This window comes from Psychrobacter piechaudii (genome assembly GCF_900162825.1).
Classification (GTDB): domain Bacteria; phylum Pseudomonadota; class Gammaproteobacteria; order Pseudomonadales; family Moraxellaceae; genus Psychrobacter; species Psychrobacter piechaudii.
On record NZ_FUGE01000127.1, the window covers coordinates 1 to 20,003 of the forward strand.

The window sequence follows — 20,003 nt, forward strand, 5'->3', positions numbered from 1 at the left end:
GGGCTATTATCATTAGGCTCAAACAATTGATTCTTGCCTTGTTCATGCTCAGGTTTTGGGTTAAGGTTTCACTAAGTCTGTTAAAGTTTGGCATGGTCTGATTCGTCTTAAAAATTACTATTATGCCTTTGCTTTAACAGACTTTTTTGTTTTTTTGTCGTGTGCAGAGTTTTTTTTATGAAATAGTAAAAAATAATCTAGCAATTTGCTTTTTTTTGTGGCAAATTGCAGTTACTTAGAGGTACTTTTTAGTAACATTTAGCTAATCTAACTTACAGTTACTAAGAGTACAACTTACTTATGTGTTTGTGTTTATCTAATTGTATTGGTTAGATTTTTTCTACAGAACTGTTAATTAAATAAGCGCTGTACACACCTTTAGATTATTACAATTAATTGAGCGACAGGTAAGTTACTCAATTTGTTAACACTAGGAAACACACTATGGAAGGCATCGTAAGTGCTTTAAACTCCGTTATTTGGAGCCCTGCCCTAATCTACCTCTGTTTGGGCGCAGGTTTATTCTATTCAATCATGACCCGCTTTGTTCAAATTCGTCTATTTAAAGAGATGCTTCGTCTTCTTTTTAAAGGCAAACCAGACAATGACGGTATTTCTTCATTCCAAGCTCTTGCTGTAGCCCTTGCCGGACGTGTCGGTATGGGTAACATTGCCGGTGTTGCTGCTGCTATCGGCTTCGGTGGTCCAGGCGCAGTATTCTGGATGTGGATTGTGGCCTTCTTAGGTGCTTCTACTGCTTATGTAGAATCTACCTTAGGTCAAATTTATAAAGAGCGTGATGTGATTACTGGCGAATATCGCGGTGGTCCAGCTTATTACTTTGAACGAGCTTTAGGTCAAAAATGGTATGGTATTTTATTTGCCATATCTTCTATTATTGCTTGTGGTATCTTCTTACCTGGTGTACAAGCCAACGGTGTGGTTAACGCTGTAGCTCAAGTAACCGGTGAAGGTACAATGATGAACTTTATGGGCATGGATGTTGGCTCTAGCCGTCTAATTGCTCTAGCTATTATTTTATTAGTGCTAGGTTTCATCATCTTCGGTGGTATTAAGCGTATTGCTAACTTCGCTGAATATGCCGTTCCTTTTATGGCTGTAGGTTATATCGTTTTAGCCATCTTAATCATGTTTACCAACTTCAGTAAAGTTCCTGAAGTATTTGGTATGATTATCGGTGATGCCTTCACAGCTCAAGCAGGCTTTGGTGCCGCTATTGGTTGGGGTGTAAAACGTGGTATCTACTCTAATGAAGCCGGTCAAGGTACAGGACCACACGCCGCAGCTGCTGCCGCTGTGGATCATCCTTCACAACAGGGCTTGGTTCAGGCTTTCTCAGTCTATGTAGATACTCTGCTAGTTTGTTCTGCTACTGCGTTCATGATTTTATCTACCGGTATGTACAACATTCAAGGCACATTACCTGACGGTCAGTTTATCGTCCAAAATGTCGCTGCAGATATTGAGATTAACTCGCCTTCATTTACTCAAATGGCGATGGAATCAGTGTATGGTACCTTCGGTGACTCATTCATTGCGATTGCGGTATTCTTCTTCGCGTTTACCACTATCTTAGCCTACTACTATATCGCTGAAGTTAACATCTCTTACTTAACCCGCTCTATGGGTAAAGGCGCCAGTAAAACGGGTACCTTCTTAGTAAAAGTTGTGATCATGATTATGGTAGCTTATGGCGCCTTAAACAGCTCAGGCTATATCTGGGGCTTAGGTGACGTAGGGGTTGGCTTGATGGCTTGGTTAAACATCGTAGGTATTATTGTTATCTTCTTTGTAGCGAAACCAACATTAACTATGCTTAAAGACTATGAGGCACAGTTAAAAGCAGGCGGCGGTACTTCAGAGAAACGCTTCGTGTTTGATCCTAAGAAGTTCGGTATCAAAAATGCCACTTACTGGGAAGAGCGCTACAAGCAGACTGTTGAATCCAATCGTAAAAACGATCTTAAATAAATCAGCAAGTTAACAACCCAGTTAATTTAAAAAAACCCGATGCTTTAAAGCATCGGGTTTTTTTATGTCTGTCTATAACCTACTGCACTAGCCTTCTGGAAAGAGCACCTTATCAATCACATGAACCGTACCATTGCGAGTAGGAATATCGGCCGCCTTAATCATCGCTGTTCGGCCTATGCCATCTTTAATCATCTTTTGATTGGTGATGGTCAATTGATAATTATTAAAAGTGGTCAACCGACTGGGCTGCATCTGCGCTACAGTTAGTGGCTGAGGTGTTTTTAGCACATGATAAGCCAATAAAATACGCAGTAAGGGTTTATTTTGCATCAGCTTTTGTTTGGTCATTGTAGTTTCATTAAACCAAGCCTCAAAGGCGGCATTATCTGGGGCAAAAACTGTGTAATTACTCCCTGCAAATCTAAGCACGCCCGTTAACCCTGCTGCATCAATAGCCTCTACCAATATTGATAAATTAGGATTTCGTCTTGCCAACTGTAAGGCGTTCTCTGAAGCATCATAATTTATGGGGGTAGAAGTAACTGCAGTGGTGGTATTAGATAAAGGAGCTTGCGTAGGCTGACTAAGCGCTGAGGAGCTTTGACCGAAGCTGCCATAAATAGCATTGGGTTGTCGCAGCGTAGATTCATTAATGATGGAGTTTGTGGCTGAGCCGCTAGAAACAGGCGTCTTAGACTGTGCATTGCTTGGGCTAGCAGTGACTGCCATTAAAGCTATAGCCAGTGTCCATACAGGCATAGTTTTTATCATAAAATACGTCCTTTTATATAAGTTACCTTAGTTTATACAAAGAAAATCAGTTGTGTCTATTTTCTTGTATACTCAGACAAACTTTTTTTATGTTATTAATTTTAGGGGCAGCACTGTTAAATTAATCCCATTAGCTTAGCTAGCTTGCTCCATGTTGCTATGGATTTATCCCTGTAGAGAATTAGATATTCACAAGCAGTATGCTACACTAACCTAGATTTTAGAAATCTTATTTGGCAACCCGTAGTTCCAAATATATATAGCTGTAGAAGAGATTTCTGTCCCTGTTAACTCAATATATAAGATAGCACTATGGCCAATTGCTCACATCCTGAACACAATACCCAAAAAGACCTCCCAGAAAATTCTGCAAAAAAAGAACACAATCCCGATAACTTCAATTTAGTACCTCCCGCTACCTTGCCTTATAAAGACCAGCAACAAACCGCCCGCCAGCGTATCGTTGAGCACTTAGAACAACGTATCTTGATGCTTGACGGTGCAATGGGTACCCAAATTCAAACTTTTAAGCTGCAAGAAGCCGACTATCGAGGCGAGCGCTTTGCTGACTTTCATCGAGATGTCCAAGGTAACAACGACTTACTAGTACTGACCCAGCCAGATATCATCAAGAGCATTCACCGCGATCACTTGACTGCGGGGGCCGACATTATCGAAACCAACACGTTTAATGCGACTCAGATTTCTATGGCAGATTATGCGATGGAACATCTGGTGCCAGAGATTAACCGTGAAGCGGCACGTATCGCTCGTGAAGTAGCTGATGGGTTCACTGCGCAAAACCCAGACAAGCCTCGCTTTGTGGCCGGGGTTATCGGACCCACTTCTCGCACCTGCTCGCTATCTCCTGATGTTAATGACCCTGCCTTTCGTAACGTCACTTTTGATGAGCTAGTCGATAACTATACCGAAGCTTTATACGCTTTAATTGAGGGTGGTATTGACCTTATTTTGGTTGAAACTATCTTTGATACCCTAAACGCTAAAGCAGCTATTTTCGCCATTACTGGGGTATTTGAAGTCATCGGTTATGAACTACCCATTATGATTTCAGGTACGATTACCGATGCCTCGGGTCGTACCTTATCGGGTCAAACCGCTGAAGCTTTTTATAACTCGATTCGTCATGCCAAGCCGCTATCAGTAGGTTTTAACTGTGCTTTGGGCGCTGATGCTTTAAGACCTCATATTCAAACGTTATCGGATATTGCTGATACCTATGTGTCTGCGCACCCTAATGCCGGCTTGCCCAACGAGTTTGGCGAGTATGACGAGACTCCTGAAGAAACCGCTGCCCTACTTAATGGCTTTGGTAGAGCAGGAATCCTAAATATCGTTGGGGGCTGCTGTGGAACTCGCCCTGAGCACATCAAAGCTATTCATGACGTGATGCAACAATATCCGCCTCGTAAAGTTCCGACTATCCCACCAGCATGTCGCTTGTCTGGTCTAGAGCCTTTTAATATCACCGAAGACAGCTTATTTGTGAACGTCGGTGAGCGTACCAACGTCACCGGTTCTAAAAAGTTCTTACGCTTAATTAAGACTGGCGAATTTACTGAAGCATTGGATGTGGCGCGCGACCAAGTAGAGGGCGGGGCTCAAATTGTCGACATCAACATGGATGAGGGGATGCTCGACTCCAAAGGGGCGATGATTCACTTCTTAAACTTGGTCGCTGGCGAGCCCGATATTAGCCGTGTGCCCCTGATGATTGACTCTTCAAAATGGGATATCATCGAGGAAGGTTTAAAACGCACTCAAGGTAAGGCGGTGGTGAACTCCATTTCACTGAAAGAAGGCCATGACGAATTTGTTGAAAGAGCCAAGCTGTGCATGCGCTATGGTGCAGCAGTTATTGTTATGGCCTTTGATGAAGACGGTCAAGCCGATACGTTTGAGCGTAAAATCGAAATCTGTCAGCGCAGCTATGATGTCTTGGTTAATGATGTGGGCTTCCCGAGTGAGGACATCATCTTTGACCCCAATATCTTTGCGGTAGCAACCGGTATCCCTGAGCATAACAACTATGGCGCAGACTTTATCAACGCCACCAAATGGATTACTGACAATCTACCCAATGCCATGGTATCAGGCGGTGTCTCAAACGTTTCGTTCAGTTTCCGTGGTAACCCCATTCGTGAAGCGATTAACGCGGTCTTCTTATACCACGCTATTAAAGCGGGGCTAACCATGGGTATCGTCAACCCTGCCATGCTTGAGGTGTATGATGAAATTCCAAAAGAAGCGCGTGAAGCCATCGAAGATGTGATGCTTAACCGTAACCAAGGTGAAAGCGGTCAAGACGCTACTGAACGCTTGATGACCATTGCCGAAGCCTATGTGGCTGGCGGTAAGAAAAACGATGGTACAGTCGATCTATCATGGCGTGAACAGTCGGTTGAAAAGCGCATTGAGCATGCTTTAGTCAAAGGTCTTACCACTTACATTGATGACGATACCGAAGAGGCACGCCTCAAATACCCCAAACCGCTACATGTGATTGAAGGGCCCTTAATGGATGGCATGAACGTAGTCGGTGATCTATTTGGCGCCGGTAAAATGTTCCTACCTCAAGTCGTGAAGTCGGCCCGCGTTATGAAACGAGCAGTTGCGGTATTGAACCCTTACATCGAAGCTGAGAAAGTAGAAGGTGAAGTTAAGGGTAAAGTGGTTATGGCCACGGTCAAAGGTGACGTGCACGATATCGGTAAAAATATCGTCGGCGTAGTACTGGGCTGTAATGGATATGACGTGGTCGACCTAGGGGTTATGGTGCCCTGTGACAAAATTTTGGACACAGCCATTGCTGAAAAAGCAGATATTATTGGCCTATCTGGTCTAATTACCCCTAGTCTTGACGAGATGGTCTATGTCGCTAAGCAAATGCAAGAGCGTGGCATGGACCTGCCCCTCATGATTGGCGGTGCAACTACCTCTAAAGCCCATACTGCGGTTAAAATTGAACCCAATTATCAAAACGATGCGGTAATTTATGTGTCTGATGCTTCACGTTCTGTGGGCGTGGTGACCAAGCTGCTTTCTAAAGAACATCGTGTCGAGCTGATTCGTGAGACGCGTGAAGAATATGAAAAAGTACGCGAGCGTCTGGCCAATCGCAAGCCAAAAGCAGCCAAACTAAGTTATGAAGAGTCTATCGAGCAAGGCTTCCAGTTTGATTGGGATACTTATACTCCGCCTACTCCGAATGAGCTGGGACAAGTTGTTTTCGACAGCTATCCTATTGAAAACTTACTTCCCTACATCGATTGGACACCGTTCTTTATCTCTTGGGGCTTAGTGGGCAAATACCCAAAAATCTTTGACGATGAAGTGGTCGGCGAAGAAGCCAAAGACTTGTTTAGCAATGCCAAAGAATTGCTACAGAAGTTTATGGATGAGAGTTTAGTCACGCCGAAAGGGGTGTTCAAAATCATGCCGGCCAAACGCACTGACCATGACACGGTTACTGTCTATGACAAACCGCCTAGTGAGGGCGGCCAGCCAACCCATGTATTTGAGCATCTGCGTCAACAGTCAGATAAAGCCAGTGGTAAACCCAACTACAGCTTGGCGGACTTTATCTCACCCTCAGATGAGCACACTGACTATTTAGGTGGATTTACCGTTTCGATTGAAGGTGCTCAAGAGCTATCTGATGCCTATAAAGAAGCCGGTGATGACTATAATGCCATTATGGTTCAAGCACTTTGTGACCGCTTAGCAGAGGCCTTTGCTGAGCATTTGCATGAGCTTATCCGTACTAAATACTGGGGCTATCAGCCTGAAGAGCAATTGAGTAATGAAGAGCTGATTAAAGAGAAATATGTGGGTATTCGCCCTGCACCAGGCTATCCTGCCTGCCCTGAGCATACTGAAAAAGGCAAACTGTTTGATTGGTTAGATACCACCAATACCATCGGTACTTATCTGACAGAAAGCTTTGCGATGTGGCCTGCGTCTTCGGTGAGTGGTTTTTACTATTCACATCCTGAAAGCGTTTACTTCAACGTGGGTAAAATTGAGCGTGATCAGTTAGAGGACTATGCCAAACGTAAGGATTGGGATATCAAGACCGCTGAGAAGTGGTTGAATCCTAACTTAGCTTAGGCTAATTTTCGTTAGGTAAATTTAAAGCGGGCTTCTTTTAGGAGGCCCGCTTTTAATTGTTTATTATTTTAAGTTTGGACTATAATTAAAAATATTATTTTTCTATATTGATGAATAAAATACCTTTACTAACTTACAGGGATAAAAATGAGAAAGAAGTTATTTCGTTTTTTTGCTCTACTTTCTACAGGGCTATTTTTATTGACCGTTTTTCTATTCACAGAGCTCTCTTACGTTGGTGTCAAAATTCAATACTTCTTAATTCCAGCTCTTATAACATCCATCTTCCTTAGCTGGTTATTCTATAAACCAAATTCAGATTACTTTGGATAAAATGACAAAATAAACCATCATAGTGGAGTTAGAGTTTTAAGGTTGCTTCACCCCAATAATAATACCCAACAACGTTGACTCTTTGAGTAAAACCTTGACAACCCGATACCACAAAGCCAGCTTGACTAATTAACTGCTCAATATTCCTATCAAGATGACAGCCACCAGCTAAAGGTTTCCAGGCAGGAGTTATAATCTGTTGAGCCTTTTTAACAAAATTAGGCTGAGGAGCCAACCCATGTTCAGCATAATATAAAATACCATTAGGTTTTAATACCCGCTTCATCTCCCGTAGCGCTTGTATTGGATCAGGAATCGAACACAAGGTAAAAGTCATCACCACACTATCCACACTATTATCTGCTAAAGGTAGAGTTTCAGCAGACAAAGGCTGAGCATTGAATTCTATGCCAGCTTGAATAAAGCGATCTTCAGCAGCAGGATGCAGATGTGGATCTACTCCTATCACCTGCTTAACAAGTTGGGGATTATAAAACCTTGCGTTATGACCTCCGCCTACCCCAACCTCCAACACCACGCCATGAGCTTCAGGCACCACCTTTGCTCTTAATTTCCCTAAAGCCTCTAACGCACACACCTTATCAACGAGAACCGGCAGCATCTTATCATCATATAGACTTTTTAATTTGGAAAACTTGGTTGCTGATTTCATGAGTATTAGTCTCGACTAAACAATAGGGGTTATAGATAATTATTAGAGTAAAAAGTAGAGTTAAGACCGCAACAGCTTCCTAACTGAAGAAATACCACCCCCATTATAGACTTTCTTATACCCCATCTTTTTTAGCTGCTGCTTTGCCTTCATCGATCGACCTCCTGAAGCACAATAAACCACGATGGGCTGCGAAGTATCACTTAATTTAGCCGTCACCTTTTGCGGGTCAGCCAATTCTGCTAAAGGCATTAACACCGATCCTGGCAAAGTGCCTATGACATGCTCTTCTGGACTACGCACATCTAATAAAACTGCATTATCAGGTATTTCATTAATTTCACTAGTTAAACTAGAGATAAGATTTTTTATTTTCGTGACAAGCGAACCCATGAGTTTACTCCTTTTACTTTTATAAAAAAAAGCTAAGCCATTACTGACTTAGCTTTCTCATAGATAATCCATCAAAGGATCTAAAAACGCTTTTTGAAATCTGGTGGAAGCTTTTGTTCAAGCTCTTTCATTTGGCGTTCCATCTCTTCCTTGCTGGGCATATTACTTGGATCTAAACCAAAGGGAGGCATGCCACCTGATTTAGCTCCTGCACCTGCATTACTTTGGCCACCGCCAAACAGTGGGCCACCGCCAGAAGCGCCGCCACCCATACCGGTTAAGCCTTGAACCGCTTTCATCATCTTACTTAGCCCTTCAGGCTTAGACAACATCTTCATCATCTTAGCCATTTGCTTATGTTGCTTTAGCAAACGGTTGATGTCCTGAATTTGCTTACCAGAACCTGCGGCAATACGGCGCTTACGGCTTGGGTTAATTTTATCTGGGTTCTTGCGCTCATATGAGGTCATTGAGTTAATCAGCGCTTCCATCTCTTTTACTTTTTCTTCTGGCTTAGCTTCTTCTAGTGCTTCTTTCACACCAGCGCCACTCATGCCTGGCATCTTATCTAAGAAACCAGCCATACCGCCCATATTTTTCATTTGCTGGAACTGGGTTAGTAAATCCTCAAGGTCAAATTCGCCGCCTTTTTGGATTTTCTTCGCCATTTTTTCCGCTTTTTCGCGGTCAATCTTCTGCTCAACTTCTTCTACCAAACTCAGTACGTCACCCATGCCTAGGATGCGCTGGGCGATACGTTCTGGGTGGAAAGCTTCTAAGGCATCAAGTTTCTCACCACGGCCCAAGAACTTAATAGGCTTACCGGTAATGGCGCGTACAGATAGAGCCGCACCGCCACGCGCATCCCCATCGGTCTTGGTTAAGATAACGCCCGTTAGCGGTAGCGCATCGTTAAATGCCTTGGCAGTATTGGCCGCATCTTGACCGGTCATGGCATCAACAACGAATAAAGTCTCTGATGGATTAACCGCAGCAGTTAACGCTTTAATTTCATCCATCATCGCTTCATCGACGTGTAAACGACCGGCGGTATCGATGATCAAGATATCTTGATACTGCAGCTTAGCTTCTTCAATAGCACGCTTGGCAATATCAATCGGATTTTCATCGGTAGTAGAGTTGACAAACTTAGCGTTTACCTGCCCTGCCACTTGCTCTAACTGCTTAATAGCTGCCGGACGGTAGACGTCAGCTGAAACCAGCATTACCTTTTTCTTATGACGCTCTTGTAAGAACTTAGCCAATTTACCGGCTGTTGTAGTTTTACCCGCGCCTTGCAAACCTGCTAGTAAATAAACTACAGGCGGCTTACCCGTCATCTCTAACTGCTGATTGGCACTGCCCATCATCTCAGTCAATTCATCATAGACAATTTTGACGAAAGCCTGACCAGGGGCTAGCTCTTTTAGCACTTCTTGACCCAAGGCCTGCTCTTTCACACGCTTTACAAAATCACGAGTAATCGGCAAAGCCACGTCAGCTTCTAGTAACGCCATGCGCACTTCACGCAGCGTGTCTTTAATATTGTCTTCAGTCAACTGTCCTGAACCTGAAATCTTGCGCAGGCTACCAGAGAGTCGTTCGGTTAAAGTATCAAACATAAGGTTTTCTCAATAAAACGTCTGTTAAATTAGGAGGTATTAATATCTTAAATGGGGCACTAAACCCCTAATAAAAGGGGCTTTATAATTGGGTAACTGTTATTTGGTTCAATTGTTTTAAACCGTTTAAATCTCAAATATTTGGCAAGTTTAGCAAAATTAATCTATAAACTCTTTTATTGTTTCTGTTAAACCATTAATTTTAACAAAAGCCGTCAGTTAACTGTATAGCAATCGCAAATAAGAGTCATTCTATGCTAAATTAGGGTATGATTGCTTTGTGATAAATCTGCTCTATGATTTATAGCCATTATCTTACAGTTATATTGACACACAAAGAGGTTGACGCACAGATTACCACACTTAGTATATCAAATATTGTCAGACCTAATTTGTTAACTCGATTTCTTTGAGGACCCAAACACCGTGTTGCTTGCCTATGTCATCGCCCTTATTATTTACACCCTTGTAAGCTGTCATTTGGCATGGGCTTTGTTACGCCTAAAGCCCATTGCTAAAGGCTTCACTTTGGGCATGCTACTGGTCGCTTTGGTAGCTCATGCAATTACCTTATACCCCAACATATATACTTTGCATGGCCTTAACTTTAATGTGTTTAATACCGCAAGCCTAACCAGCTTCTATTTTGTGCTGTTTTATGTGATATTTTGTTTTTATCGCCCTATTTTAAGTCTAGGGCTTTTTGCAGCACCGACCGCCATTATTGGCTTAAGTTTGGGTTATTTTGGGGTAGCTCCCTATGCCCCTTTGACGGATATTAGCAAAGGTCTAGAAGCCCATATCATTTTATCTATTGCCGCCTATTGCGTGCTATTAATGGCTGCAGTACAAGCTGTTATTTTACGCATTCAGATTCGCGAACTTAAGCATAAAACCAAACAGCGCTTCTGGGTCAACAAATTGCCCTCGCTACAAAGCATGGAATCTTTGTTATTTGACATGATCTTGGTGGGCTTTAGCTTACTTACTTTAGCTTTGGCGATCGGTTTCGTCTATGTCAGTGACTTAATGGCTCAACACATTGCCCACAAGACCGTGTTTAGTATCATGTCTTGGCTGTTATTTGGTTGGTTATTATTTGGGCACTGGAAATATGGATGGCGCGGTCGCCGGGCAGCCAACATGGCCATATTGGCCTTTCTATTATTGGCTGTAGGTTTTATTGGCAGTAAGTTCGTGCTTGAGATGCTGCTCTAACATCGACTTTCGATCGCCTAGCCTAACCCTTTAAACACTTAATCACTCACAGCTTATAACTGTTTAATAAATTGACTGCGCCAGTAGATCAATGGCAATAAACATAAGCAGCCCAACCCCACGCTGATTATAAAATGAGCGCTATACCCCACCTGAGCAGCAATAAAACCACTGATTAAGTGCGCCCCACCACTAAACACCGTTAATAAGCATACCTGGGTAGTAAAATCACTGCCCGCTTTATCATGTCTAGCATAATGCATAACCATAGTTAACATAGCCACTAGCGCCATTGCCCCTGCCAAATGTTCAATCGCATTGGCTGCATAGGCCCACCAAAAAGGCACTGATCGTCCCTCAAAAGATAGCCCCAACCAACTTGGACGCTCAAAGCCAATAGCCACAATCACATAGAGCACCGTGGTAGCCACTTGTAGCGCATTAAAGGCCAACAACGCATTATGATGAGCCATTCGCTTTAACAGCACTGCCGCCAAAGCAGCACCAACCAAGGAAGCTGCAGAGCCTAACACACTGGCCCACAACCCAATACTAGAAGTCGGTATACCCATATCCACCATCATAGGCTTAACCATACCACTAGAGATGCCATCTACTACTTTAAAGGTCAATAGTACGGCTAGCCACGCCCGCATGTGCTCATTTCGCCAAAAATAACCATACTGACTTTTAATATAGGCCATAAAGGAAGCCGATGTGGATTGGTTTTTTAAGGATTGAGCTTCCTGATTAATAGGGGCTGGCTGAGTAGCTGGTAAAGAGTTTAACTTCGACTCATCAGCGGCCGCATATTTGCTTTCGGGGTAACGCCAAATCGGTAAGGTATTTAACACAATCAAAGCCGCCATCGCAAAAAAACTATAGCGCCAAGACCACTGCCCCAGTACCAGTAGTAATACGCCCCCTCCCAAAATAAGCCCCATACGGTAACCTATTACTTGTGCCGCATTGCCCATGCCTTGATAAGGATTTTTCACCGCAGGCAAAGAGCGATTATTACGTATTAAGCTCGTCAATGACCGCGTGGCTAAACCATCCGCTGCCACATCATGGGTAGCTCCTATTAAGCTTAATAAAAAAAGCAGCCCATAAATGGCCCAAAGCGTGTGCGGTGAGCTTAATTGATTCGGATTAAATAAACCCACTACGGCCACAATTACCGCTGAGATAAGCTGCAGGGGCAAAATCCAACTACGTGAGCGCCCCCACTTAGTAATAAAATACTTATCCACCATAGGTGCCCATAGAAACTTTAAGGCCCAGGGCAATAATAGTAGCCCTGAAAGCCCAATCATCTCGAGCGACACCTCATACTCACGCAAAATAGCGGGCAGTGCCTGAGTAATAAACCCTGAAGGCAGGCCTTGAGCGAAATAAAGAGTCAATAGCACCAGCATCAAAGCATAAGGAGATTGATTGGGATTAGCTGGCTGATTGTTGTCAGAATTATCAGCAGGAAGCTTATTTTGTGCCTCTTGAGCTGAGGCAGTTGAGGCAGACGGTTTTTGCATCTTATGAGAGCGTCCTATAAGCTTGAGATCAATACTAAGCTAAATCTTAACAAGGCGGATTACTGTAGCGATAAAATTAAAAAAAGACTTTGCTAACCTGCCGTATAATATCTGTTATAATAGCCGGTTTTAACATGGCATTGGTACATCTTGCTGTGACATCCGCATATTTTAAATTTATGTTTGAAGTTTTGCAGTTTTAACCTTTAATTATTAAGCTGAATTTATCAGCTAATGGTGAAAGCTTTATATAACTCTTTATGTTTAAGCCACTTAAACAGTGCTTTAATCTTTAGGGGCTTAAAGTTTTGGGTTATTTATGCGATAATAGACAAACATTTAATTTGAAAAAACTGGGTATATGTGGTATAAATACGCCCTTAAAAATTTATTCTGGTCAACCTTTACTTGTTGTGGCGATTAAAGGGCAAAGACCACTATCTTTCTGTTAACATTTTATTCAAGTTGCAGTCCTATGTGTCCATAGCCGCATTGTGATTCGTTATCTTGAGTAGTTAAGGCAACCAACTATCTCGACATGATTGACATGTCACCCAGTTGCCTTACAACTTTATTAGGAGTCCGTCATGTCTCGAGTATGTCAAGTGACAGGAAAGCGCCCTCAGGTGGGTAACAATGTTTCGCATGCGCTTAACAGAACCCGTCGTCGCTTTTTGCCAAATCTACATAACCATCGTTTTTGGGTAGAATCTGAAAACCGTTTTGTTCGTCTTCGTGTTTCTACTAAAGGCATGCGTATCATTGATAAGCACGGTATTGATAAAGTACTTGCTGATTTACGTGCCAAAGGTGAAAAAGTTTAGTCTATCAAACGACTAACTAGAAGGCTTCTTAAGCCCTCTTACTTTACAAATTAATAGGAATGCATCATGAGAGACAAGATTAAGTTAGTATCTACCGCTGGTACTGGTTACTTCTACACCACTACCAAAAACAAACGTACTATGCCTGGCAAAATGGAAATCAAAAAGTTTGACCCAAAAGTACGCCAGCACGTTATCTTTAAAGAAGCTAAAATCAAATAATTTTTTGATTTATTAGCATCAAAAAAGCGGGTTATCCTAAGATAACCCGCTTTTTTTGTGTGTTAGATTTAATGAATGCTTATTGCTTATGAATAAAAACCAAGCTTAGCAATAGTTAAAAGAATTTAATAAACTGATGGTTAGTAACTTAGCTATAATGCTCAGGCTCTTCGTCATAGACATTCGCATGCCATTGGCTCACTTGCTTTTGCATAACGGCTTGTACCGCAGCATGAATCATTTTATGACCAATATACTGCGCTTCACCGCCTAGCATATCTTTAATCTTCTCAGAGAAAGTAATGGTCACTAAAGGATCTTCAGAGTCTGCTGAGTCACGTAGGACGATTTGACCCTTATCGTTTTCGACCAACTCCAGTATCGCTTCTTGAGCGAAACCTTGAGCTCGGCGAGTCTTTCGCTCTCCAGTGTCTGAGTCAATTTCAACATCAATGTTGTCTTTTTCAAAATCAAATACCATGCCCTATTCACCTCATATAGCATATGTGTATCTATTAACAATGGACGCTAATGACTCAAATTTCAAGGGCTAATTGTAGTAGCAGCTATCTAAAGTGATTATTTGTGGCTGTTTATAGGGCTATTACTAAGCTTAAAACTAACATTAAGCTTGGGTTAACGCCAATAACGCAGCTTAGCTAGAGTAAATAGCAAAGACACAAACATGCCCAGATAATAAGCATTTTTTAGCTCAAAGCTGGGATCTCGATATTTAAAAGGAAGGGCAATTACCGCGGTAGCAGTGGGGAAGATTACCAACATCAGTAACCAGTTTTCAAAAACCGCCAACCAACCTTGCCAGCCTTCTGCATGGCGCAGTCCTGCTAATCCCATTAGTAGACAAGCAATAATTAGGGTCTTAATCAGTCCCTTAGGTAGGTTGTCTGGATAAGGGTAATAAAATGAATTGCGATCAAAAATTGACAAAGGAATTCCTTTTTATGGATTCTTATAATCTTACTTTAAATTAAGTAGAAACTGGCTAATAAAGTGCTAACTATAAGTGCCCATTAGCCACAGCATGGTCACACAAGAGATTAGCCAGCCCAAAGTAAAGGCATTACGTCGCTGAATATGCATTCCCTTAATCTTGTTCATAATTAAGGCGCCCAACCAAAAAAGTAGCGGAATACCAATTACGAACGCAGGGACTAACACTGCAGCATGACGCAAAATATCTGTAATAGGGTCACCAGAAATATAGCGAAATACATAACCGGCCAAACTTAACACTAATGAAAAAATAGCTAAGCCGATAGTAAACCCTTTGGGCACCAAGCTAGGTGGCGCCTCGAAAGTAGCGTTTCTATCGATATCGCTAGTAGGACTACCCTTTAGATTACGGTCCATCGGCTTATTATTTGTCATAGTATCTCTATTAAATTATCCACATTTATATATTGTGAGCTGCTATTTTTTGGATTGAAAGTTTGGGAATTAAGCTATTAACGTTAACGCTAAGAACTTAAGCTTGCGCTGCTCCTACAAGACTTAACTCCTGACGCATCGCATCAATCGCTTGCTTGTAATCTGGTTGATTAAAAATAGCTGACCCAGCAACGAACATATCTGCCCCTGCTTCAGCAATGGCTCTAATATTACTGGCTTTAACCCCACCATCCACTTCTAGACGGATATCACGGCCACTGGCATCAATAAGCTCACGTACTTGTTTGATTTTATCTAAAGTACCGTCAATAAATGACTGACCGCCAAAGCCTGGGTTCACACTCATTAGCAAGATTTGATCCACTTTATCCATCACATAATCCAGATAATGGAGTGGCGTGGCTGGGTTTAATACTAGGCCACACTCCGCGCCCCCATCTTTAATCATTTGTAACGAGCGGTCTATGTGATTGGTGGCTTCTGGGTGAAAAGTAATGATACTTGCCCCCGCTTCCAAAAACTGCTCAATCATACTATCTACTGGCGATACCATGAGATGCACATCGATAGGAGCCTCCACACCATAGTCACGCAGTGCCTTACAGATCATGCTACCAAAGGTTAAGTTTGGCACATAGTGATTATCCATCACGTCGAAGTGAATAACATCGGCACCCGCCTTAAGGACATTTTCAACTTCTTCTCCTAAGCGAGCAAAGTCCGCTGAAAGAATTGAGGGAGCGATAAGATAATCGCGCTGAAGGGCTTGGGTGGCTGCGGCTTGTGTGCTGCTCATAGTAGGTCTCTAAGATAATTTCAAATTTAGTTAACAGGAGAGTTGGACAAAAGTACTGCTAGATCTAGCAGCACTTTTATAGCCTACTATTATAACAATTATCCATGGCTTAATGCGGCGTTATAGTGATGATCGATATGATCTTCAATAACGGTTTGGATAAAGTAATAACTGTGATCAAATCCGGCGTGATATCTAAGCGTTAAAGGCTGCTCAACTTTCTGACAGGCCTGTTGTAATGCTTCAGGGCGTAAATAGCCGTCGATATAAAAGTCATCGGCAGCCCCTTGATCCACTAGAATTAAAGGATATTGTTTACCTGCTTTTTCTACCACATTTACGGCATCAAATTGTGCCCAGGCCTGTTGCTGATTGCTGTCTTGTCCAAAGTACTCGCTAAATGCCGCTTTACCCCAATCTGATTCACTGGCGACACAGACAGGCGCAATAGCTGAGACACTAATGAACTTGCTTGGGTATTTAAAGCCAAACATAATCGCCCCATGACCGCCCATAGAGTGCCCGGTAATGCCCACACTGCTAATGGGAAACTGACTGCGAATTAAATCATAGAACTCATCTGCAATATAACTATGCATCTTGAAGTTCTCAGCCCAAGGCTGCTCGGTAGCATCCACATAATAGCTTGCCCCTTGACCCACAAAGTAACGGTCATCGTTAGCAACGTCCTCTCCTTTAGGAGAGGTGTCTGGTGCAATAAAGATCATCCCAAGCTCGCTACACTTTTGTTGAAAATGTGCTTTGTGAGTAACGTTATCAGGACTACAAGTCAGGCCTGACAAATACAATATCGCAGGACAACTCTTACCGGCAACAGCTTCATCTGGTAAATAAATACTAAAACTCATCTCTGAATTAGTCACTGCAGACTGATGGCTATAATAACGCTGTTCGCCATTGAAGCAGCGATTGTTACTGGTCAATGTTAACTGAGTCATATCATCATCCTAATTTTCTGTTGTTTATAAGGGAATTCATTAAAGTATAAGTTGATTCTAACATAGCCCCTAGCTTTTGAAAGTAAGGGCTAGTAACCAAGCCAAGGCTTCAAAGGTGAAAAACGTGCTGCCTTATAAAATTAAGATTTTGAATAAATATCTTAACCTTAACGCCATTTAATCTTTGTTAGACTTATAGCTATTAAAGCTAACTATTAAAACGATAATCGACAATGGAGGTGCCCTATGAATAAAACTACCTCTACCGAAGCCCAGCGCATATTAGACTTTTGGTTCGATCCCGAAAATCAGCCCTACTGGTTTGAAAAAAGTGAAGCTTTTGACGATAAGATTAGAGATAACTTTTGGTCCACTTTATTAGCCGCTAAAGCGGGAGAATGCGCCCACTGGCGAGACACAGCACAAGGCGCATTGGCTGAAATTATTGTCCTCGACCAGTTCTCTCGCAACTTGTTTAGAGACTCTACCGAAGCTTTTGCTCAAGATGGTATGTCGTTAGTTTTAGCACAAGAGTTGGTGAAACGTGAAGACTATACCGATATTGATTTAGATCATAGAAAGTTTGCTATCATGCCTTATATGCACTCTGAATCTGCTCTGATTCATGAGCAGGCCCTGCCTTTATTTGAAGCCTTAAATGATGAATACACTCTAGGTTTTGAGATAAGACACAAAGAGATAATTGATAGATTTGGGCGTTACCCGCATCGTAATGATGTCTTGGACCGCGAATCAACCCCAGAAGAAATCAAGTTTTTAAAGCAGCCTAACTCTTCTTTTTAAGCTCCTTTTTTAGATAGCTCTTTTTTGAATACCCTTTTCTTAAAAAAACGCCACTGAGAATTAGCAACGTACATAACTAAGCCCAGCCTGAAATTCAGACTGGGCTTTTAAATAGCTAGAATAAGGCACTCTACTTACAAAATAAATGATATACAAAATAAAAAGAAAACCCAGAATTAAGACTAAGCCACTATGCCTAACTCTTCTTTCATAATATCAATAATTTTGAATTTTTGAATTTTGCCAGTCACCGTCATCGGGTACTGCTCAACAAAACGAATGTAGGTGGGAATCTTAAAGTGGGCAATTCGGTTATAACAAAAGTCACGTATCTCTTGTTCAGTGATGGTTTCGCCTGCCCTAGGAATAATCCAAGCGGCTAGAACCTCACCATACTGTTTATCCGGCACCCCTACTATTTGTACATCAGAGATTTTGGGATGACGATATAAGAAGTTTTCAACTTCAATGGGGTAAATATTTTCCCCACCGCGAATAATCATGTCTTTGCTACGCCCTACTATTGAGATATAGCCTTGCTCATCCATACTGCCCAAATCCCCGGTGTGCATCCAGCCATCAACGACTGCCTCGTCGGTTTTAACCTTGTCATTCCAGTAGCCTTTCATTACCGCATAACCTTTGGTCAGTACTTCCCCCACTTCGCCAATAGGCAGCGTTTCGCCCGTCTCTGTGTCTACTATTTTCACTTCTAAATGCGGCTGAACCACACCCACTGTCGAAATACGTTTTTCAAATTCAGTCGTCGGCAATGTCTGGGTAGACTTCGGACTGGTTTCAGTCATGCCATAGGCAATGCTTAGCTCTTTCATATGCATGTCATTGATAACGCGCTGCATTAATTCACTTGGACAGCTTGCACCCTCCGATAAGCCCCCTCGTAAACTACTCAAATCAAATGTCGAGAACTCTGGGTGATTTAATATTGCCAAGAACATACTTGGCACCCCATGTAATAAAGTACAACGCTCTTCACTGACTGCCTGTAATACAGTTAACGGCTCAAAGCTACTACTAGGATAAACCACCGTCCCCCCTATGGATAGCAGGGTTAGATTGCCCAATACCATCGCAAAACAATGATATAAAGGCAGCGGTAAGCACAATTTATCCTCGGAAGATAAGCACAGTGACTCTGCTAAGTGATAGGCGTTATTCAATAAGTTTCGATGGGTTAAGGTTGCCCCTTTTGGGGTACCTGTGGTGCCACTGGTAAATTGGATATTGATTGCATCATTGGCATTTAGCTGTTTTTGTCGTTCTGCCAATCTAGGATCGTTGGCATCCCCTTCAGCTATCCAGTCAGAAAAGTTCTGCATATAGCCGAAGGTCTCCCAAGTACCTGGTTGGTCAATCAGAATCAAACGTTTTAAATTAGGTAAGGTAGTTAGCTCCAAATAGCGATAGTCTTGATGGCAAATCTCTGGGGCCATTTCTTGTACCATTTGTACATAGTCACTGCTCTTAAAGTGACGCATATAGACCAAGACTTTACAGTCTACTTTATTCAGCGCATATTGTAGCTCTGAGATACGATAAGCAGGGTTAATATTGACTAAAATAATACCTGCTTTCGCCGTGGCCAATTGCATCAGTAGCCACTGTGCATTGTTATATGACCAGATACCGACACGATCGCCTTTTTCTAACCCCATATTAATCATACTACTGGCCAATTGATTGGCTTGTTGCTGCAGTTGTTTATAAGTCATGCGAATGTTTTGATGACGCGATACTAAGGCTTCTTTATCAGGATACTGAGCCACTACTTTGTCAAAATAATCGCCAATAGTGTCTTCAATTAACGGGCTGTCCGTAGGACCGATATCATGGCTCATTTTTAAGGGGGCATTTCGGGAGGATGCTTGAGGATAACGTTGCTCTAATAAGTCTCTTAACATTGAAACTCTCCTTGTCAAATGTTTAGAGGATGGCTATCAACTTCCTGTGATAGCTGTAAGGATACCTAAATATATAAGCATAAATAAATTTAAAATGAAACTATTTTTATCGTTATAAAAGATATTTATATTATTGAAATACTTGATTTAATAAATTTTTCTTAGTTAACCTGAGTTCGGGATAAGCAGGTCAAAAAAGGCAAAAAAAAGAAGTCCAAAATTGTTAAAGTTAAGGTACCAACAAAAACTCAACAAAAAGGACTTCTTACATGGACAACCTAACCGAATTATACTGCCATATTGACGACTTTTACCAAGAATTCAAATCAGAATTTGAACGTCAGCTGATCGAAAATGGGACAAAGCGATTAAGAGCATGCAAGATAAGTGTACCAGAG

The 20,003-nt window shown here is 42.1% G+C and carries 17 protein-coding genes and 1 pseudogene; 7 read left to right on the forward strand and 11 right to left on the reverse strand.

Going from position 1 to position 20,003, the window contains the following annotated elements; all coding sequences use genetic code 11:
- The first annotated feature begins 444 nt into the window (after nucleotides 1-444).
- Nucleotides 445-1,992 (forward strand): alanine/glycine:cation symporter family protein, encoded by a 1,548-nt coding sequence (locus A1019T_RS06795; RefSeq protein ID WP_077450982.1) that lies wholly within the window; start codon nucleotides 445-447, stop codon nucleotides 1,990-1,992.
- A gap of 87 nt (nucleotides 1,993-2,079) precedes the next feature.
- Here A1019T_RS06795 and A1019T_RS06800 read toward each other — a convergent pair whose 3' ends face one another.
- On the reverse strand, nucleotides 2,080-2,766 hold the full coding sequence (locus tag A1019T_RS06800; RefSeq protein ID WP_244156564.1) for a fasciclin domain-containing protein: 687 nt from the start codon (nucleotides 2,764-2,766) through the stop codon (nucleotides 2,080-2,082).
- Between the two features lie 312 nt (nucleotides 2,767-3,078).
- Here A1019T_RS06800 and metH point away from each other — a divergent pair, with 312 nt between their 5' ends.
- Complete coding sequence (gene metH, locus A1019T_RS06805) at nucleotides 3,079-6,897, forward strand: methionine synthase (protein WP_077450983.1); 3,819 nt, start codon at nucleotides 3,079-3,081, stop codon at nucleotides 6,895-6,897.
- A gap of 361 nt (nucleotides 6,898-7,258) precedes the next feature.
- Here the strand turns inward: metH and A1019T_RS06810 are convergent, their stop codons facing one another.
- The 3 genes from A1019T_RS06810 to ffh form a co-directional block, all read right to left on the reverse strand.
- On the reverse strand, nucleotides 7,259-7,903 hold the full coding sequence (locus A1019T_RS06810; protein WP_077450984.1) for a class I SAM-dependent methyltransferase: 645 nt from the start codon (nucleotides 7,901-7,903) through the stop codon (nucleotides 7,259-7,261).
- 60 nt (nucleotides 7,904-7,963) lie between these two features.
- Nucleotides 7,964-8,296: a rhodanese-like domain-containing protein gene (locus A1019T_RS06815; RefSeq protein ID WP_077450985.1), complete on the reverse strand. Its 333-nt coding sequence runs from the start codon at nucleotides 8,294-8,296 to the stop codon at nucleotides 7,964-7,966.
- 80 nt (nucleotides 8,297-8,376) lie between these two features.
- Nucleotides 8,377-9,918 (reverse strand): signal recognition particle protein, encoded by a 1,542-nt coding sequence (gene ffh, locus A1019T_RS06820; protein ID WP_077450986.1) that lies wholly within the window; start codon nucleotides 9,916-9,918, stop codon nucleotides 8,377-8,379.
- A gap of 426 nt (nucleotides 9,919-10,344) precedes the next feature.
- Between ffh and A1019T_RS06825 the strand changes: the two genes are divergently transcribed.
- Nucleotides 10,345-11,136: a cytochrome C assembly family protein gene (locus A1019T_RS06825; RefSeq protein ID WP_077450987.1), complete on the forward strand. Its 792-nt coding sequence runs from the start codon at nucleotides 10,345-10,347 to the stop codon at nucleotides 11,134-11,136.
- Nucleotides 11,137-11,189: 53 nt separating this feature from the next.
- Here the strand turns inward: A1019T_RS06825 and A1019T_RS06830 are convergent, their stop codons facing one another.
- Entirely contained in the window at nucleotides 11,190-12,668 is a 1,479-nt protein-coding gene (locus tag A1019T_RS06830) for an MFS transporter (protein ID WP_077450988.1), read from the reverse strand.
- Between the two features lie 587 nt (nucleotides 12,669-13,255).
- Between A1019T_RS06830 and rpmB the strand changes: the two genes are divergently transcribed.
- Entirely contained in the window at nucleotides 13,256-13,492 is a 237-nt protein-coding gene (gene rpmB / locus A1019T_RS06835; protein ID WP_007394060.1) for a 50S ribosomal protein L28, read from the forward strand.
- 66 nt (nucleotides 13,493-13,558) lie between these two features.
- Nucleotides 13,559-13,714, forward strand: a complete 156-nt coding sequence (gene rpmG / locus A1019T_RS06840) for a 50S ribosomal protein L33 (protein ID WP_007394061.1) — start codon at nucleotides 13,559-13,561, stop codon at nucleotides 13,712-13,714.
- Nucleotides 13,715-13,862: 148 nt separating this feature from the next.
- On the opposite strand, the gene A1019T_RS06845 is transcribed toward rpmG, so the two are convergent.
- The 5 genes from A1019T_RS06845 to fghA all read right to left on the reverse strand — a co-directional run bounded on the left by A1019T_RS06845 (nucleotide 13,863) and on the right by fghA (nucleotide 16,879).
- Complete coding sequence (locus A1019T_RS06845; RefSeq protein WP_077450989.1) at nucleotides 13,863-14,195, reverse strand: hypothetical protein; 333 nt, start codon at nucleotides 14,193-14,195, stop codon at nucleotides 13,863-13,865.
- Nucleotides 14,196-14,350: 155 nt separating this feature from the next.
- Nucleotides 14,351-14,662, reverse strand: coding sequence for a hypothetical protein (locus A1019T_RS06850; protein WP_077450990.1), 312 nt, complete (start codon nucleotides 14,660-14,662; stop codon nucleotides 14,351-14,353).
- A gap of 66 nt (nucleotides 14,663-14,728) precedes the next feature.
- Entirely contained in the window at nucleotides 14,729-15,103 is a 375-nt protein-coding gene (locus A1019T_RS06855; protein ID WP_244156565.1) for a hypothetical protein, read from the reverse strand.
- Nucleotides 15,104-15,200: 97 nt separating this feature from the next.
- On the reverse strand, nucleotides 15,201-15,920 hold the full coding sequence (gene rpe / locus A1019T_RS06860; protein WP_077450991.1) for a ribulose-phosphate 3-epimerase: 720 nt from the start codon (nucleotides 15,918-15,920) through the stop codon (nucleotides 15,201-15,203).
- A 98-nt stretch (nucleotides 15,921-16,018) separates the two neighbouring features.
- The gene (fghA, locus tag A1019T_RS06865) at nucleotides 16,019-16,879 is read right to left on the reverse strand and encodes an S-formylglutathione hydrolase (RefSeq protein WP_077450992.1); all 861 of its coding nucleotides are present in this window, start codon (nucleotides 16,877-16,879) and stop codon (nucleotides 16,019-16,021) included.
- Nucleotides 16,880-17,125: 246 nt separating this feature from the next.
- Here fghA and A1019T_RS06870 point away from each other — a divergent pair, with 246 nt between their 5' ends.
- The gene (locus A1019T_RS06870) at nucleotides 17,126-17,683 is read left to right on the forward strand and encodes a DUF924 family protein (RefSeq protein WP_077450993.1); all 558 of its coding nucleotides are present in this window, start codon (nucleotides 17,126-17,128) and stop codon (nucleotides 17,681-17,683) included.
- Nucleotides 17,684-17,865: 182 nt separating this feature from the next.
- On the opposite strand, the gene A1019T_RS06875 is transcribed toward A1019T_RS06870, so the two are convergent.
- Nucleotides 17,866-19,605 carry an AMP-binding protein gene (locus A1019T_RS06875; RefSeq protein WP_077450994.1) on the reverse strand — a complete coding sequence of 580 codons (1,740 nt, stop codon included), beginning with the start codon at nucleotides 19,603-19,605 and terminating at the stop codon, nucleotides 17,866-17,868.
- A 269-nt stretch (nucleotides 19,606-19,874) separates the two neighbouring features.
- Here A1019T_RS06875 and A1019T_RS06880 point away from each other — a divergent pair.
- A pseudogene (locus tag A1019T_RS06880) lies at nucleotides 19,875-20,003 on the forward strand (IS982 family transposase); the annotation flags it as partial.

What these genes read in the sequence shown, in the direction of transcription:
- A1019T_RS06795 (WP_077450982.1), top strand. Translation starts at nt 445, where the DNA reads ATGGAAGGCATCGTAAGTGCTTTAAACTCCGTTATTTGGAGCCCTGCC.
- A1019T_RS06800 (WP_244156564.1), bottom strand. Translation starts at nt 2,766, where the DNA reads ATGATAAAAACTATGCCTGTATGGACACTGGCTATAGCTTTAATGGCA.
- metH (WP_077450983.1), top strand. Translation starts at nt 3,079, where the DNA reads ATGGCCAATTGCTCACATCCTGAACACAATACCCAAAAAGACCTCCCA.
- A1019T_RS06810 (WP_077450984.1), bottom strand. Translation starts at nt 7,903, where the DNA reads ATGAAATCAGCAACCAAGTTTTCCAAATTAAAAAGTCTATATGATGAT.
- A1019T_RS06815 (WP_077450985.1), bottom strand. Translation starts at nt 8,296, where the DNA reads ATGGGTTCGCTTGTCACGAAAATAAAAAATCTTATCTCTAGTTTAACT.
- ffh (WP_077450986.1), bottom strand. Translation starts at nt 9,918, where the DNA reads ATGTTTGATACTTTAACCGAACGACTCTCTGGTAGCCTGCGCAAGATT.
- A1019T_RS06830 (WP_077450988.1), bottom strand. Translation starts at nt 12,668, where the DNA reads ATGCAAAAACCGTCTGCCTCAACTGCCTCAGCTCAAGAGGCACAAAAT.
- rpmB (WP_007394060.1), top strand. Translation starts at nt 13,256, where the DNA reads ATGTCTCGAGTATGTCAAGTGACAGGAAAGCGCCCTCAGGTGGGTAAC.
- rpmG (WP_007394061.1), top strand. Translation starts at nt 13,559, where the DNA reads ATGAGAGACAAGATTAAGTTAGTATCTACCGCTGGTACTGGTTACTTC.
- A1019T_RS06845 (WP_077450989.1), bottom strand. Translation starts at nt 14,195, where the DNA reads ATGGTATTTGATTTTGAAAAAGACAACATTGATGTTGAAATTGACTCA.
- A1019T_RS06855 (WP_244156565.1), bottom strand. Translation starts at nt 15,103, where the DNA reads ATGACAAATAATAAGCCGATGGACCGTAATCTAAAGGGTAGTCCTACT.
- rpe (WP_077450991.1), bottom strand. Translation starts at nt 15,920, where the DNA reads ATGAGCAGCACACAAGCCGCAGCCACCCAAGCCCTTCAGCGCGATTAT.
- fghA (WP_077450992.1), bottom strand. Translation starts at nt 16,879, where the DNA reads ATGACTCAGTTAACATTGACCAGTAACAATCGCTGCTTCAATGGCGAA.
- A1019T_RS06870 (WP_077450993.1), top strand. Translation starts at nt 17,126, where the DNA reads ATGAATAAAACTACCTCTACCGAAGCCCAGCGCATATTAGACTTTTGG.
- A1019T_RS06875 (WP_077450994.1), bottom strand. Translation starts at nt 19,605, where the DNA reads ATGTTAAGAGACTTATTAGAGCAACGTTATCCTCAAGCATCCTCCCGA.